General features: G+C 47.7%; 13 protein-coding genes and 1 riboswitch. Of the genes, 12 read left to right on the plus strand and 1 reads right to left on the minus strand.

Translation table 11 applies throughout. The annotated features are described in order from the left end of the window. The first annotated feature begins 266 nt into the window (after positions 1-266). The 4 genes from imuA to L876_RS0117565 are packed head-to-tail and all read left to right on the plus strand — an operon-like array spanning position 267 to position 6,387. Complete coding sequence (imuA, locus tag L876_RS0117550; protein ID WP_028764994.1) at positions 267-1,070, plus strand: translesion DNA synthesis-associated protein ImuA; 804 nt, start codon at positions 267-269, stop codon at positions 1,068-1,070. Between the two features lies 1 nt (position 1,071). Beyond that, positions 1,072-2,658, plus strand: a complete 1,587-nt coding sequence (locus L876_RS0117555) for a Y-family DNA polymerase (protein ID WP_156029449.1) — start codon at positions 1,072-1,074, stop codon at positions 2,656-2,658. After that, a complete protein-coding gene (locus L876_RS0117560; RefSeq protein ID WP_028764996.1) occupies positions 2,658-5,786 on the plus strand; it encodes an error-prone DNA polymerase in 3,129 nt (1,042 codons plus the stop codon). Before L876_RS0117555 ends, L876_RS0117560 begins: the two co-directional genes overlap by 1 nt. Before the next feature lie 58 nt (positions 5,787-5,844). After that, entirely contained in the window at positions 5,845-6,387 is a 543-nt protein-coding gene (locus tag L876_RS0117565) for a tRNA-uridine aminocarboxypropyltransferase (protein WP_028764997.1), read from the plus strand. Between the two features lie 44 nt (positions 6,388-6,431). On the opposite strand, the gene trhA is transcribed toward L876_RS0117565, so the two are convergent. Continuing rightward, a complete protein-coding gene (gene trhA, locus L876_RS0117570) occupies positions 6,432-7,112 on the minus strand; it encodes a PAQR family membrane homeostasis protein TrhA (protein ID WP_028764998.1) in 681 nt (226 codons plus the stop codon). Between the two features lie 270 nt (positions 7,113-7,382). Between trhA and L876_RS22350 the strand changes: the two genes are divergently transcribed. The 8 genes from L876_RS22350 to L876_RS0117615 all read left to right on the plus strand — a co-directional run bounded on the left by L876_RS22350 (position 7,383) and on the right by L876_RS0117615 (position 15,528). Next, positions 7,383-8,369: a hypothetical protein gene (locus L876_RS22350; RefSeq protein ID WP_028764999.1), complete on the plus strand. Its 987-nt coding sequence runs from the start codon at positions 7,383-7,385 to the stop codon at positions 8,367-8,369. A gap of 172 nt (positions 8,370-8,541) precedes the next feature. Continuing rightward, a riboswitch (TPP riboswitch) is annotated at positions 8,542-8,640 on the plus strand. Between the two features lie 143 nt (positions 8,641-8,783). Next, the gene (thiC, locus tag L876_RS22055; RefSeq protein ID WP_037429169.1) at positions 8,784-10,736 is read left to right on the plus strand and encodes a phosphomethylpyrimidine synthase ThiC; all 1,953 of its coding nucleotides are present in this window, start codon (positions 8,784-8,786) and stop codon (positions 10,734-10,736) included. Between the two features lie 2 nt (positions 10,737-10,738). Further along, positions 10,739-12,292, plus strand: coding sequence for a thiamine phosphate synthase (gene thiE / locus L876_RS0117590; protein ID WP_028765000.1), 1,554 nt, complete (start codon positions 10,739-10,741; stop codon positions 12,290-12,292). Next, positions 12,279-13,058 (plus strand): HesA/MoeB/ThiF family protein, encoded by a 780-nt coding sequence (locus L876_RS0117595; protein ID WP_028765001.1) that lies wholly within the window; start codon positions 12,279-12,281, stop codon positions 13,056-13,058. Before thiE ends, L876_RS0117595 begins: the two co-directional genes overlap by 14 nt. Continuing rightward, positions 13,045-13,254, plus strand: coding sequence for a sulfur carrier protein ThiS (gene thiS, locus L876_RS0117600; protein WP_028765002.1), 210 nt, complete (start codon positions 13,045-13,047; stop codon positions 13,252-13,254). Before L876_RS0117595 ends, thiS begins: the two co-directional genes overlap by 14 nt. A 1-nt stretch (position 13,255) precedes the next feature. Then, positions 13,256-14,029 carry a thiazole synthase gene (locus L876_RS0117605; protein WP_028765003.1) on the plus strand — a complete coding sequence of 258 codons (774 nt, stop codon included), beginning with the start codon at positions 13,256-13,258 and terminating at the stop codon, positions 14,027-14,029. An 8-nt stretch (positions 14,030-14,037) separates the two neighbouring features. After that, positions 14,038-15,162 (plus strand): 2-iminoacetate synthase ThiH, encoded by a 1,125-nt coding sequence (gene thiH, locus L876_RS0117610; RefSeq protein ID WP_028765004.1) that lies wholly within the window; start codon positions 14,038-14,040, stop codon positions 15,160-15,162. Positions 15,163-15,252: 90 nt separating this feature from the next. After that, the gene (locus tag L876_RS0117615; RefSeq protein WP_028765005.1) at positions 15,253-15,528 is read left to right on the plus strand and encodes a hypothetical protein; all 276 of its coding nucleotides are present in this window, start codon (positions 15,253-15,255) and stop codon (positions 15,526-15,528) included. Positions 15,529-15,530 lie beyond the last annotated feature (2 nt).

A 15,530-nucleotide genomic window follows, 5' to 3' on the forward strand; every position in this document is an offset into this window, starting at 1 on the left:
TATGCTAAATTTACTACCCGCTAAACTGACTCTAAACTCTCTTTTAACCGCTATCTAACCGCCATTGTTCTCCCGATTGTCCCCCATATTGTTTGGTTATCGATCGCCGATCTTGGATGTAAACCTTGCGATCTCATCATTTATAAATATACTGTGTTTATATACAGTATTGCGCGGTGTTTGGACGTGATCAAAATGTCATGGTTACGTACCTTGTTGTTTGCCGTGCCGAGGCAAGGTTTAGATTTGATTGAGAGGTGAGGCTCATGGCGGCGTTAGAGCAAAATGTTAATCTCGCAGGAGCGAGTCAGAGTCGGCTTGAACTGTTACTGGAGCGGGACGATCTTTGGCGCGGCGATGCCCAGCATAGTGTTGCGGGAGTCGACACTGGCTTTGCGGGTTTAAATCAACACCTGTTTAATGGAGGGTGGCCGCCATCTGGCTTATGTGAGCTATTTCAGTCCAGTGAAGGTGTCGGTGAACTGAGCGTGTTACTGCCTTTAATTGCGAAAATCATCCCCTCGAACCCATTGAAAACCACTGCCATTGAAGGAGGTGCTTGGGTTAGTTTTGTGGCGCCCAAACACATCATTTATCCTGAATCGTTATCGATGCAAGGCATTGATGTGAGTCGTTTACTGTGGATTGATACGGCAGATAGAAAAGAGCAACTATGGGCATTAGAGCAGATATTAACCAGTGGTGCGTCACCATTAGTCTTGTGCTGGCTAGATAAGCTGAGTGTGACAGAGGCGCGACGCTTGCAGTTAGCGAGCGAAAAAGGTACTAGCTTGTGCGTATGTTATCTTCCCCAAAGTGCATTGCAACAAGCGCATCCGGTGCAGCTTCGTTTGCTACTTAATCGTGTGGGCGCTACGTCTCAGGGCGCAGACTTATCAACCAATGTGAGCATTATTAAACGTCGAGGTGGTTGGCCAGTGGCAGATTTTGAACTGCCTTTACTGCCGCCCTTTATGGCACAAAGTTTTGCATTCGACGCTATCGTTATGCCAGCTGCAGCATCAATGGCGAATGACAACAATGTGCTGCAAGGGCCGTGGTCAGCCTAATATGCAGTGGCTCGCTATTCACTATCCCAATTGGTTGCTGCAGTACCAAAGTTATCATCAGGGCTTAGCGCCTGCGCAGCCTGTTGCGCTCTATTGTCGGCAATCTAGTCAACTGCTATCTGTATCGGATTCAGCCGTGGAAGTGGGGCTTAAGCCTGGGCAGAGTGTCGCTACCGCGCAAGCATTATCCAGTGATTTACAGCTGATTGCCTATGAGGTTGCTATGAGCATCGAAGCGGCTGATTGGCTCTGTCATTGGAGCTATGATTACAGCGCAAGAGTCGTACCGCTGACCTGCCAGCATCACAGTAACTTGGGTATGGATCTGCACGTGCCAGACACCTTGCTGCTTGAGGTGGGCTCCATGGCACGAGTCTTTAGCGGATTACCACAACTGCTTGAGCAATATGCTACGCAAGCCCAGGAATACTCATTACAGTGGCAATTGGCTTTAGGTGATAACCCGCTTGGTACAGCACTGCTGGCCCACTCTGCGCCGCACTATGTTGCGCCACAAAGCGATGAGAAACCAGATGCGAGCTATTTTCAAGCTGCACAACAACTGGCCACAGGGCATCACATTAAGGCGCTAGCGGCATTACCAGTTAACGTATTACCGATCGCCCTAGAGTTACAGCTAGCTTGCGAGAATATGGGGCTAACTCACCTTGAATCACTCTTTTCGTTACCTAGAGCCGAACTTGGGGAGCGATTTGGTGATGAACTGTTGCAGTTGCTGGCTAAGCTTACTGGCCAGTTACCCCAACCACTGGCGTTTTATGAGCCGCCAGAGTGTTATCAACACAAACTGATCTTATCGTACGAAGTTGAGCATATCGAGGGGCTGTTATTCCCGCTTGGGCGCATGCTTAGTGAGCTCGCCAGCTATTTACTGCGCCATCAACGGGCGGTTTTATGCTTAAGGCTTAACTTTGAATATCGCGACAAAGCTTTGGTGCCGCTTATATTAACCATCAATTACCCTTTTGCGGAGCATCGCAGCGATGGCCTGCTGAAATTATGCCGTTTACAGCTGGAACGAATAGTGTTGAGTTCACCAGTGGTGAGCATCGCCTTGCAGTTGCAAGAGAGCGTGGTATTAACCTTTACACCGTCTGAGTGGTGGCAGGGCAATACCCAAGATGAAGGCAGCACTCGATTATTGGCAACCTTAGTGGCAAAACTGGGTCACGAGTCAGTTAAGGGTATTGCTTGTGTTGCTGCACGTTTACCTGAGGCGAGTTGGCAATCGCAACCGTTAGCACTGGGTCGTTCAGAGACCCTATGCGCCGAATCTCGGGCCAGCTATCAAGGAAAAACAGTCGCGATTAAGCAACAGCGTCAGCGAGCTGGACAAGTGGTTAAGGGTATCCATGATGGCCGTTTTAGGCCCACTTGGTTACTCAAGCAGGCCGAGCCGATAGCGTTAACGGATGTGCGCTTGTTAAAAGGCCCTGAACGTATTGCCAGTGATTGGCATGCAGTTGGCACCCAACGCGATTACTATATTGCCCAGCATAAAGATGGCGGCTTGTGTTGGGTGTATCGAGAAGTGAATGGGATATTTCTGCACGGTTGGTTTAGCTGATGTACGCAGAGCTCCATTGTATCTCAAACTATAGCTTTTTACGGGGGGCATCTCATCCCCATGAGCTGGTGGAGCAGGCAGCTTTGCTTGGTTATCAAGCCGTGGCATTGACCGATGAATGCTCATTAGCTGGCAGTGTAAAAGCCCATGAGGCGGCAAAAGCGTGTGGCGTCAAATTGATCCATGGGGCTGAGTTTCACCTATCTGAAGGGATCTTTGTATTACTCGCCACTAATCGTCAGGCGTATGCGGAGATAAGTCTGCTGATCACTTTAGGGCGTCGGCGGGCCGATAAAGGTGAGTATCATCTCACCTTGATGGATATTCTGGACAGCCAGCAGCAAAGCTTGCTGTTGTGGCAACCCTTTACGCTGGCGCAAGGGGATTTAGCCGAGCAAGTTCAAATGTATTCGGCAGAATCTCAATTACAGGCTTATGAACAAGCGCTGCTGACGATTGCTCAGCAACTGAAACATACCTTCAGCCATCGCTTGTATCTGTTGATGGAACGCCATTTAGTCCCTGGGGAATCGCTAAATCTGAATCTATGGCAAGCACTGGCAACGAGCCAAGGGCTCGACTGCGTTGCGGCTACAGGCGCACGTATGCATTGTGGTTCACGCCAGCGGCTATTGGATATATTAACCTGTATTGCCCACGGTACCCATGTTGATAATGCTGGAGAGCTATTGAGTGCCAACCGTGAGGCATCACTTACACCGCTTGAGTATCTTAATAAGCGCTACCCCAAGGCATGGCTCGCTGCCACGATCCAGGTGGCGAATCGCTGCCAATTTTCCCTAGATGAGCTCAAGTATGAGTACCCCGCAGAGGTAGTACCTCAGGAGATGAGTGCGAGTGACTACTTGGCTCAAGAGGTGGAGAAGGGCGCTAAACGTCGTTATCCCAATGGCGTTCCGAGTGAGGTTGAACAGCAATATCAAAAAGAGTTAATGCTGATACAAGCGATGAGCTATGAATATTTTTTCTTAACCATCTACGACATTGTCTGTTTTGCTAAAGCGCAACGAATTTTGCACCAAGGACGCGGCTCCGCGGCAAATTCGGTAGTCTGCTACTGCTTAGGGATCACCGAAGTCGACCCGACCAAAGTGAACATGCTGTTTGAGCGTTTTATCTCTAAAGAACGTAATGAGCCACCCGATATCGATGTCGATTTTGAGCATGAGCGACGAGAAGAGGTGATTCAATATATCTACCGTAAGTATGGACGCGAGCGCACGGCATTAGCGGCGGCAGTGATCAGTTACCGTTTTAAGAGTGCAATGAGTGATGTGGGTAAAGCGCTGGGGCTAGACAGTCAGCAGATTGAGGGGATGGTGAAAGGTATTGACCGCCGTGATCCTGATAATCACTGGATGAGTCAGTTAGCAGAGAAAGGTTTGGTGCCGCAAGAGGGGCATGGGCGTTACTTATTGCCTTTAGTTGAGCAACTGATGGGGTTCCCTCGTCATCTGTCCCAACATGTGGGAGGCTTTATCATCTCAGCTGGTCCGTTAGAGCAGTTGGTGCCGATTGAGAATGCTGCCATGCCTGAGCGGACGGTGATCCAGTGGGATAAAGATGATTTAGAGAGCTTAGGCTTATTAAAGGTGGATATTTTAGCCCTAGGAATGTTAACAGCGATTCGCAAAACCTTTGAGTTACTAAGCTGTGATGATCAACCATTTTCGATGAATGATGTGGTTTGGGAGCAGAACGAGGTTTACCAGATGCTACAGCGGGGTGACAGCATTGGCGTGTTTCAAGTGGAATCTCGGGCACAGACGGCTATGTTGCCGCGATTAAAACCACGCTGTTATTACGATCTGGTGGTGCAGATAGCCATTGTGCGCCCCGGACCTATTCAAGGCGACATGGTACATCCTTACTTGCGTCGCCGTGACGGACGCGAAGCGGTGAGCTATCCGAGTCCTGATGTGGAAGCTGTTTTATCTCGTACTATGGGAGTGCCTATTTTTCAAGAGCAAGTGATTCAACTGGCGATGGTGGCTGCAGGTTTTAGTGGGGGGGAGGCGGATCAATTGCGCCGAGCCATGGCCAGTTGGAAGCGTTCTGGCCAGTTACAACAATTTGAAGATAAACTAGTGAAAGGGATGGCGCAGCGGGGCTATAGCGAAACCTTCGCTGCCCAAATATACCGCCAAATAAAGGGCTTTGGTGAATATGGTTTCCCTGAGTCTCATTCTGCCAGCTTTGCGCTACTGGCCTATACCTCGGCTTTTTTAAAATATCATTACCCAGCGGCATTCTGCTGTGGCTTACTCAATAGCCAACCTATGGGGTTCTATAGCCCATCACAATTGATCCAAGATGTACAACGTCATGGCGTGATAGTGTTGCCTGTGTGCGTCAACCATAGTCAATGGGATTGCCAACTGGTGCAGCTCTCCACCGAGGTGTCCTGCTATGGGATACGTTTGGGTTTTAGAATGGTAAAAGGGCTTAAGCGTGCCGAGATAACAGAGCTGGTTAACGCGCGTCCAGATAACGGCTTTACCAGCATAGATGCGCTTTATAGACTGCAAGTTTCTCAGCGCTGTTTAACTTTGTTAGCGAGTGCCGATGCGATGGCGATGATGGCGGGGCATAGATATCAGGCTCGTTGGCAGCTATCGGCGTACCAACCGAGCTTACCGCTCTTTGATGACCTGCTTCAACAAACCGTGGTACAGCTTGCCGCGCCAACGGAGATGGCATCATTACTCAGCGATCAGAAGCACCTGGGCCTGAGCTTAGGGCGTCATGGTATGGCGCTACTTAGAGAGCAAGGACTGTTAGGAGGTTGTCTCACAGCAAAACAATTACTTAATTGCCGTCATGGTCAAGTCGTAAAAGTGGCTGGATTAGTTGTTGGCCGTCAGCGTCCAGGTACGGCTTCGGGCGTTACCTTTGTGACGTTAGAAGATGAAACTGGCAATATCAATGTCATCATATGGCATGCCACTGCGAAGGCGCAGCGTCAGCCTTTTTTGACATCAAAAATTTTAAAGGTAACGGGAGTTTTTGAAACTAACTCTGGGGTATGTCATGTGATTGCCGGTAGGCTAGATGATATATCTGAAGAGATGAATTATTTAGAGGTTAAAGGTCGACATTTCAGATAGAAGGCGAATAAGTTATACTCGTGTTCTTTATCTTAATGCTTAGGTTTTACTTGGTTTAATGCAGATCATTTTACTTACCCATGAACGAGAACTCAGCCGAGTAACCAATACTGGCAAGCTTGCGTTAGTGCATTTCCCACAATACTGTCGTAAGGTGATCTGGTCACGGGTCCAGCCTGATAAACCATTGCAATTAGCGTGTGAAACTGGAACGGCCATTTTACTTTTTCCTGCCTCTGAGGTGGCTGAAAAACCAGTGAATGGTTTTGATGATGAGATATCAGTGAAACAACAGAGTGGCAATAAATCTGTGCACCACTATGAGAGGTTAACGGATATTGATAGCCTTGCCCATAAGTCGATTGTTATCTTAGACGCTACATGGCAAGAGGCGCGTAAAATGATGCGCCAAAGCCCTTATCTGCAACAGGCGAGTAAACTAAGTCTGAGCACGACAGCACGGTCTCAATACCAGCTAAGGCGCAATCAGCTCGAAGGGGGATTGTGCACCTTAGAGTGTATTGCCTTACTGTTTTCCCATGCGGGAATGAGTGCAGAGGCTAAACGGTTACAGCAAGCGTTTGCTTTGCATAACGGATAGTTACCTTTAAGGGACGATAGATAATTAACCAGAACTCGGGATAATTAGATCACTGTGAGGTAAATGCATAGAAAGTGGCTTAAGGCACCACCCAGTACAAATAAGTGCCAGATGGCGTGATTATATGGGATACGTTTTACCACATAGAAGATCACTCCAACACTATAAAACAGACCGCCTATCAGCAGGAGACTGAATCCGAGTGGGCTCATAGCCGCGATCAAGTCGTTCATAACGAACACACACAGCCAACCCATCACTAGATAAAGAATAACGCTGAATACTTTGAAACGGTGAATAAACAGGGTCTTGAAAAGTACGCCACCAATGGCGATGATCCAGATCGCAGACAGAATCCAGTTTGTTTGACTGTTATTGAGTTCAATGAGCATGAGGGGCGTATAAGTACCTGCAATCAGCAGGTAGATAGCGCAGTGATCAGCGATTTTAAGCTTATGCTTTAAACCTACATCACTGACACTGTGATAGAGCGTCGAGCAGGAAAACAGGAGAATAATACTGCTACAATAAAGGATAACACCGAATAACTGTACAGGCGTAAGGGTATCAACACCTTTAATGATCGAAAAGATAAGCGCTATAATCCCCGCAATAATCCCAAGTCCATGGCTAATCGCATTGGCAAATTCCTCTCTACTGCTATAAGCAGGTTTTGCCTTAGATATTGACTTTTCGCTATTTATTACGATGGACTGGCTCTGCATAGTATCTTTGCTCATCTGGTTTGACCACAAAGTAGGAGTTTAACAGTTACAGCTTGCTAAATCTATATCCTGGCGTACACGTGTAAGCCTAGTTTTTGCCTAGTCAAAAAGATCTGGTGACCAGCCCACTATTACTAACTTAGTATGACTGATTTTGGCTGTTGATACTGCTCTTATCTTGCTGTTCAGTGGGGCCGTTGAACTTTTTTGTTTGTCTGCTTTCAAATTAGTCACGTTAAAAGGTGTTAGGCGTATCTAAGGAAAGATACATTGCGAGCAGACGCTAAGTTAAGTATTAAGAGACAAGGCTTGTTTCATCAAGCAGCAAATCGAGCATTCACGGCTACTCGAACCACTGTCGATGACAAGCATCTGATAAAATTCGACGCTGATCTCCGCTTTAAGCTTGAGATGGCAGTGCGCCAACATGGGAGCAGGCTAAACTCTCTACTTATTCCATGTGCTGGGGCATTGTTCGTTCACCTAGTTTTTCTACTGCTGATGCAACTTAGCTGGCAATCTCAAACGGATCCACTCCTTGCGCCGCAAAGCGCTAAGCCTGTTCCAATTAAGGCGTATATGTTTAGCCAGGCACATTTACAACAATTTGACGAAACTCGCCAATCAGAGAGCAACACTCTGGATAGTAAGGTGCTAAGCATTGATGTGCCTCAAGTGCGTATTAATACGCCAACGCCAGCAATGCGTGACACAGGGGGGCTACGCTCCCCAAGCATCGACGATGTCGCAGATGTCGCAGATGTGGTCACCACCGAGTCCAGTGTCGCTATTCATCCATCACAGGAAACAGATAATAATGCGGCAAACAGACCTTCGGTCCCTGAAGCTGAATCACTGAAGGGATCAATGCCTAGTATGAGCATTAATCAGATGACAGGGAGCTACCTAAATCGACAGCGTCAGAACGCTCTAGAACAGCTCATCGCTAAGCAAGCCAATCGTTATACTCAACCGCGATCATTGAGCGTTATGGATAGCGATATGGTAGAGCTGGTTTTGCCTCAAGTTGATGAGTTCAGCAATGCGCTGAGTTTAGATAGCCGAGTGGACCCCAATCGAATTGTGAAACATGGCGATACTTGTTATCGCATCGTATCGGTAGCGACGCAGATTAACCCCTATGCAGAGAATATAGGTTACCCGTTTAAATGTGGTGGCGATAACGTTAAGCAAGCATTGAAAAAAGCACTGGATGAAAGGTTAACTAAGATGGGGGTGAGTCAAAAAAGCCGCTAACACCCATCTCAATATTTGATTGGAAATCTTTAATTATCCGTTTATATGTACAGATTATTATTTTAGCTATTGTTTTTAAATGGCATATTTCTGATTTATTCCTATGATTTTTTTTGATTTCACCCTTGGTATTTAGTGCTTGTTTCGCTCGTAGGCTTGGGCTTATACTGGCTGCCTCTTGTCGGAGTGCCAATTGGCTGAGACCGTTTATTCGGGATCCGTTGAACCTGATCAGGTTAGTCCCTGCGAAGGAAACAAGCATAATCTTCATCTTTTTCTGTTCACTCTTTGCGAGCAAAAAAGGTGTCGTTGAGGCTAAATTTTACCACTGTTAAGTGGGATAAATCGCCTGCGCTATCAACTCTCATCTCTCCAGACAAGCAACTTCATTCTACTAAGAAAGTGAGATTGCTTATGTCAAATCGTCGTGAAACCCGAGCGCAAGCTCAACAATTTATTGATAATCTTAAACCGTTACAACACCCTAATTCAGACAAGATCTACCTTGTAGGCAGTCGTCCCGATCTGCGTGTCGGCATGCGTCAAATTCGCCAAGCTGATACCTTGATTGGTGGGGAGGATAATGCCCCAATTTTCGAGCCTAATCTGCCGTTAAACGTTTACGACTGTGCGGGTCCTTACTCAGACCCTACTGCGGATATTAATGTTCGTTTGGGCCTACCGAAACTGCGTGAGCCATGGATTATTGAGCGTCAAGATGTTGAACTACTAGCCAACGTGAGTTCAGGTTTTACCCAGCAACGCCTTGCTGACGAGGGCCTTGATCATCTGCGTTTTGATTCTTTACTTGCGCCGCGCCGCGCCAAAGCGGGCAAAACCGTGACGCAATTGCATTATGCCCGTCAGGGGATCATTACCCCGGAGATGGAGTATGTCGCCATTCGAGAGAACATGGCGCGCAGTGAGGTGAGCGACGAGATTTTGCAGCGCAAAGCCCCAGGCGAGAGCTTTGGCGCGGCAATTGGACCGGCGATCACAGCAGAGTTTGTGCGTGAAGAGGTCGCCCGTGGACGAGCCATTATTCCGTTAAATATCAATCATCCTGAAGCTGAACCTATGATCATTGGGCGAAACTTCTTGGTGAAGGTGAACGCCAATATTGGTAATTCTGCGGTGACTTCATCCATCGAAGAGGAAGTTGAGAAGCTGGTATGGTCGACACGTTGGGGCGCAGATACCGTGATGGATCTATCAACGGGTCGATATATTCATGAAACGCGAGAGTGGATCATTCGTAATTCACCAGTGCCTATTGGCACAGTGCCCATTTATCAGGCACTGGAGAAGGTTAACGGCGTGGCTGAAGCATTAACCTGGGAGGTGTTTAGAGACACCTTGATTGAACAGGCAGAGCAAGGGGTGGACTATTTTACCATTCATGCAGGTGTGCTACTCCGTTACGTACCTATGACGGCAAAACGTTTAACCGGCATGGTGTCTCGCGGTGGTTCCATCATGGCCAAATGGTGTTTATCTCACCATAAAGAAAACTTCCTGTATGAGCATTTTGAAGAGATTTGCCAATTATGTGCGGCATATGATGTGTCACTCTCTTTGGGGGATGGTATGCGCCCAGGTTCCATTGCTGATGCTAACGATGAAGCGCAATTTGCAGAGCTTGAGACATTAGGCGAGTTGGTTAAGGTTGCATGGAAATATGATGTGCAAACCATCATCGAAGGGCCAGGTCATATTCCGATGAACCTTATCAAAGAGAATATGGACAAACAGCTTGAGCTTTGTGACGAAGCGCCATTTTACACGTTGGGCCCACAAACCACTGATATTGCGCCTGGTTATGATCATTTCACCTCTGGCATTGGCGCTGCGATGATTGCTTGGTATGGCTGTGCGATGCTCTGTTATGTCACCCCTAAAGAGCACTTAGGCTTGCCAAACAAAGAGGACGTTAAGCAAGGGTTAATTACTTATAAAATTGCCGCTCATGCTGGCGATGTGGCCAAGGGGCACCCTAGTGCACAAATGCGCGATAATGCCCTGTCAAAAGCGCGTTTTGAGTTTCGCTGGGAAGATCAATACAACTTGGGATTGGATCCTGATACCGCTCGGGCTTATCACGATGAGTCCTTGCCGCAAGAATCTGCCAAAGTGGCCCATTTCTGCTCTATGTGTGGCCCTAAATTTTGCTCAATGAAGATCACCCAAGAAGTACGCGAATATGCAGCGGCTCAGGCCATTGAAGTAAAAGCAGCACAGGCATTTCCTAGCAGCGCTAATGAAGAGATTGATGCTGGTATGGCCAAGATGTCGACGCAATTTAAAAATGCTGGTGCCGCACTCTACCATAGCCCTAAGCCAGCAACGCTAGAAAGCTGCGAGGAGTAAAGATGGATAGCGTTATCAGTAAGTCCATTGTTTGGACTATCGCTGGCTCCGACAGTGGTGGTGGTGCTGGAATTCAAGCCGATCTTGCTACCATTAACGACTTAGGTTGTCACGGCTGCACTGTGATCACTGCGTTGACGGTACAAAATTCTGTTGCGGTTGAGCAGGTAGAGCCCGTCAGCGTTGACTTAATGCTGCAGCAACTTAATTGCTTGCTTAAGGATTTACCGCCTAATGCGATCAAGGTGGGCTTGCTCTGCAATCAAGCACAGATCAATGCGCTAGCCAATTGGTTAGCCATCATTTTAACTGACTATCAAACGCGTCATGGGGTGAGTATTGCAGTGGTTGTTGACCCTGTAATGGTGGCAAGTTGTGGCGATGCACTGGCTAATGGGTTAGATTTTTCGCCATTAACCGGGCTGATAACCTTGTTTACGCCCAATAGCGCCGAACTGTCAGTACTCATGAGGAAGCCGCTCAACACGCTTAGCGAAGTCAGCCTCGCGGCGACAACATTGGCCAGCACCTTAGGGTGTAACATTCTTGCTAAAGGGGGGGATAAAGGCGGCTTATGGCACAAAGATAGCGCAAAGGATCTTTATGTTTGCGCTGAGGTGGATAGGGTATCAGCACGACACCAACATCGACAATTTATGCTCAGCAGCCAGCGTGTCGACAGCCGTAATAATCATGGTAGTGGCTGCTCGCTCTCATCTGCCATCGCCGCAGCTATGGCAAAGGGCTATGTATTACATGATGCCGTGGTGATTGCTAAGGCCTATGTAACTGCAGGGATCCGTGATGGTTATCAGCTAGGAGATGGCCCCGGCCCATTGGCGAGAACCGGTTGGCCGAAGAGTCTTGAAATGTTTCCTTCGATTGCTTCATTCGATGATGGCCCCAGCTTACAAGCAGCAAGTGCCTTTAAAAAGCTAGACACATCGATTGGGGTTTACCCCGTAGTGAGCTCAATTGCAGTGTTGGAATCACTATTAAAGGCAGGTGCAAAAACGATACAACTTAGGGTTAAATCAGTTGATGATCCGCTCCTTGAGCAAAAAATCCAGCAAGCAATAAGTTTAGGGGAGACCTATCAAGCGCAAGTCTTTATAAATGACCATTGGCAACTCGCAATAACTCATGGCGCATCGGGTATTCATTTGGGACAAGAAGATCTCTACCACGCTGATTTAGCTGTGATATTACAGTCGGGTATCGCGCTCGGTGTGTCGAGTCATGGCTATTTTGAGCTGCTACTTGCCGCGCAGATCAAGCCATCCTATATCGCAGTCGGCCATATCTTTGCGACCACAACAAAGGAGATGCCCTCATTACCACAAGGGCTAGACAGGCTGAGGCACTACGCGGAACTGCTGGAGAACCATTTTCCAAGTGTTGCCATAGGAGGCATAGATATTAATAACCTGGCTGCCGTCAAAGCCACTGGTGTTAACAATGTGGCAGTAGTGCGAGCGGTGAGCAATGCACTATCGCCAGCTGACGCTTACCGTACTTTAAGCCAAGGCTGGGAGGCAATAAATGTCACTGAATGATGAGCAGTTTATTCACTATTCAAGGCAGATATTGCTGCCAGAACTGGGGGAGTATGGTCAAACGGCACTGATGAGCGCTCATGTTGCAATTGTCGGTATTGGTGGGCTAGGTAACTTATGTGCGCAATATTTAGCGGCTGCAGGGGTTGGGCGTCTTACCTTGATTGATGGAGATAGCGTAGAGGTGAGCAATTTGCCTCGCCAGCTTATTTTCGCCGCACGAGATAGTGGTAAAAATAAAGCTAAGGTTTGCGCCGATAAACTGCGTGCCGTTTATGCTGATTGTGATCTCATCGCAGCAGATTGCTTCATCGACAACGCCAACGCGAGCTTGCTTTTAAAGGATGCATCATTGGTGCTCGATTGCAGTGACAATTTTGAAACTCGTCAGCTTATCAACCTATGCTGTGTCCGCGACAGTATTCCAAGCGTTATCGCCTCAGCCGTTCATTTTAGTGGCCAGCTACTTACAGTGGATCTTGTTCGTTATCCCCAAGGGGGCTGTTACCACTGTTTGTTTCCCTGTGAGCTAAAAGTCAGTCAACGTTGCAGTACCACTGGTGTATTAGGGCCCATGGTTGGGGTAATGGCATCGATGCAAGCATTACAGGCGATAAAGCACATTGCCAAGATAACGCCTAACGCTGGCGAGCTGCTGCGTTTTGACGGCTTGTCAATGGTAACTCGCCACGCCACGCTTGCAAGAGATCCCTCATGCGCGGTTTGCCACACTAAAGTGAAGGAGAGAACAGATGAATCAAATTAACATCAAGGTGAACGGTGAGCCGTTTACCGTATCGAAGGATGAATCACTCGAGACATTGTTATTGTCTTACCAGGTCAACCTAAACAGTGTGGCGCTGGTTAGAGGGGGGCAAGTGGTGCCAAAAACCTTATGGGCAATCACTCCTTGTGAAGCCGATGATGAGATCGAACTGTTTGGCGTTGTCGCGGGAGGATAATATGTTAAAAATTGCTGATACCGTGTTTGACTCTCGTCTATTTACCGGGACGGGAAAGTACGCTTGTGCGAATACGATGCTTGCAGCTATTGAAGCCAGTCGATCACAACTGGTGACGATGGCAATGAAGCGACTCGACTTCCACTCAGGCAGTGATGACATATTAAGGCCTTTGCAAGGGAGCAATATCAAATTGCTGCCTAACACTTCGGGAGCAAGAAATGCCCAAGAAGCGGTATTTGTGGCGGAACTTGCGCGGGAAGTGTTGGGCACTCATTGGATAAAACTGGAGATCCACCCCGATCCAAAATATTTAATGCCCGATCCGATAGAGACCCTAAAAGCTGCTGAGACTTTGTGTAATAAGGGCTATGTGGTGCTGCCTTATGTGCATGCCGATCCTGTTCTTTGTCGGCGGTTGGAGGAGGTGGGCTGCGCTGCAGTGATGCCCCTTGGTAGCCCTATTGGATCTAATCAGGGGTTAGCCACGGAAACCTTCCTTAAGATCATCATTGACCAAGCAAAGGTGCCCGTGGTTGTGGACGCGGGGATCGGTACACCATCTCAGGCGATGCAGGCGATGGAGCTAGGTGCCGATGCTGTATTGGTGAACACGGCGATTGCGAGCAGCGCTGATCCAATCTTGATGGCGCGCTGTTTTGCCGAGGCCGTTGACACTGGACGCTCTGCATACTTAGCAGGACTAGGAAAAGTCAGTGCTGTTGCGCAACATACCAGTCCCCAGCAAGCGCCTTTAACAGCCTTTTTGGATTAGGAGCTAAAATGAGCTTTTATGAATGCTTACAGGCTCTACCAAGAGCGCAGTTGCAGATGTCACTTTATAACGCAACGGCTGCAGATGTCGAATCGGCGTTGTTGGGGTGTCAGGGCGATCTATCGGGTCTGTTAGCCTTGCTTTCGCCGGCGGCAGAGCCCTACTTAGAGCGGATGGCACAACAAGCGGCAGGGTTAACTCGTCAACGTTTTGGTAGAAATATTGGTATGTACCTACCTATGTATGTGTCTAACCTTTGTGCCAATGAGTGTGATTATTGTGGCTTTAGCATGAGCAACAAAATCAAGCGGAAAGTGCTCAATCACAGAGAGCTTGAGGCCGAAATGGCGGTGATAAAGTCACAGGGTTTTGACTCGATTCTAATTGTTTCGGGTGAGCATGAAACTAAGGTGGGAATAGATTATTTTGCCTCAATGATACCTGATGTTAAACGCCAATTTAGTTATGTTGCCATGGAGGTGCAACCATTGAAGGAGAGCGAATATCATGATTTAGTGGAACTTGGCTTAGATGCAGTGATGCTATATCAGGAAACCTACAATCCAATAACCTATCAAGCGCATCATACTCGGGGTAAAAAACAAGATTTTCAATATCGGCTTGAGTCGCCCGAACGTATTGCGCGAGCAGGTGTTGACAAAATTGGCCTAGGAGTGTTGTTAGGCCTTGATGATTGGCGCCTAGACGCTCTCTTGATGGGTCATCATTTGGACTATTTAGAAAAGCAGTTTTGGCGCACTCGTTACAGTATATCGTTACCGCGCCTACGTCCTTGTGTCGGTGGCATCGCCCCTAAGGTTGAGTTAACTGACAGAGGACTTGTGCAGCTGATTTGTGCATTTAGGTTGTTCAACGCAGAGCTTGAGATCAGCCTGTCTACCCGCGAATCAACGAGTCTTAGAGATAATTTATTAGGGTTAGGTATTACTCAAATGAGTGCGGGCAGCTCGACTCAACCTGGTGGTTACGTCAGTCCGGATACTGAACTGGATCAATTTGAGATTAGTGACGATCGTAGTGCAGAAGAAGTGGCTAATGTTATGAAGTCTCGAGGGTTTGTGCCAGTTTGGAAAGATTGGGAGCGTGGCTGGCGACCTACTCTGTCTGATTAGAACCGTATAAGCCTCGTTATTACTGTACTTTTAAGTAAATTTGGCCAATAATTGTACTAAATATGTGTATAGCGGATCGGAGTGCGTGGTATGGAAATTCCATCAAGTTTCTCATCTGGATTATCAGGGCTGCAAAGTGCTCAATCTGGGTTAACTCAAGCAACGGTAGATGTTGCAAAACTAGCACAGCCTGTTAATCAATCCACTGAAGCATTGCAATCAGAAACAGCACAGCCTGTGGAAGCGGTTGATAAAACCTCTGCGTTGGTTTCTGCAGTAGAAGCTGGCCAGCAAGGGGAAGCGGCAGTTGAAGTACTGGAAGTTTCAAATGAAACGCTAGGTACTGTGATTGATATAAAGGTATAACC

The sequence above is a fragment of the Shewanella colwelliana ATCC 39565 genome (assembly GCF_000518705.1).
Classification (GTDB): domain Bacteria; phylum Pseudomonadota; class Gammaproteobacteria; order Enterobacterales; family Shewanellaceae; genus Shewanella; species Shewanella colwelliana.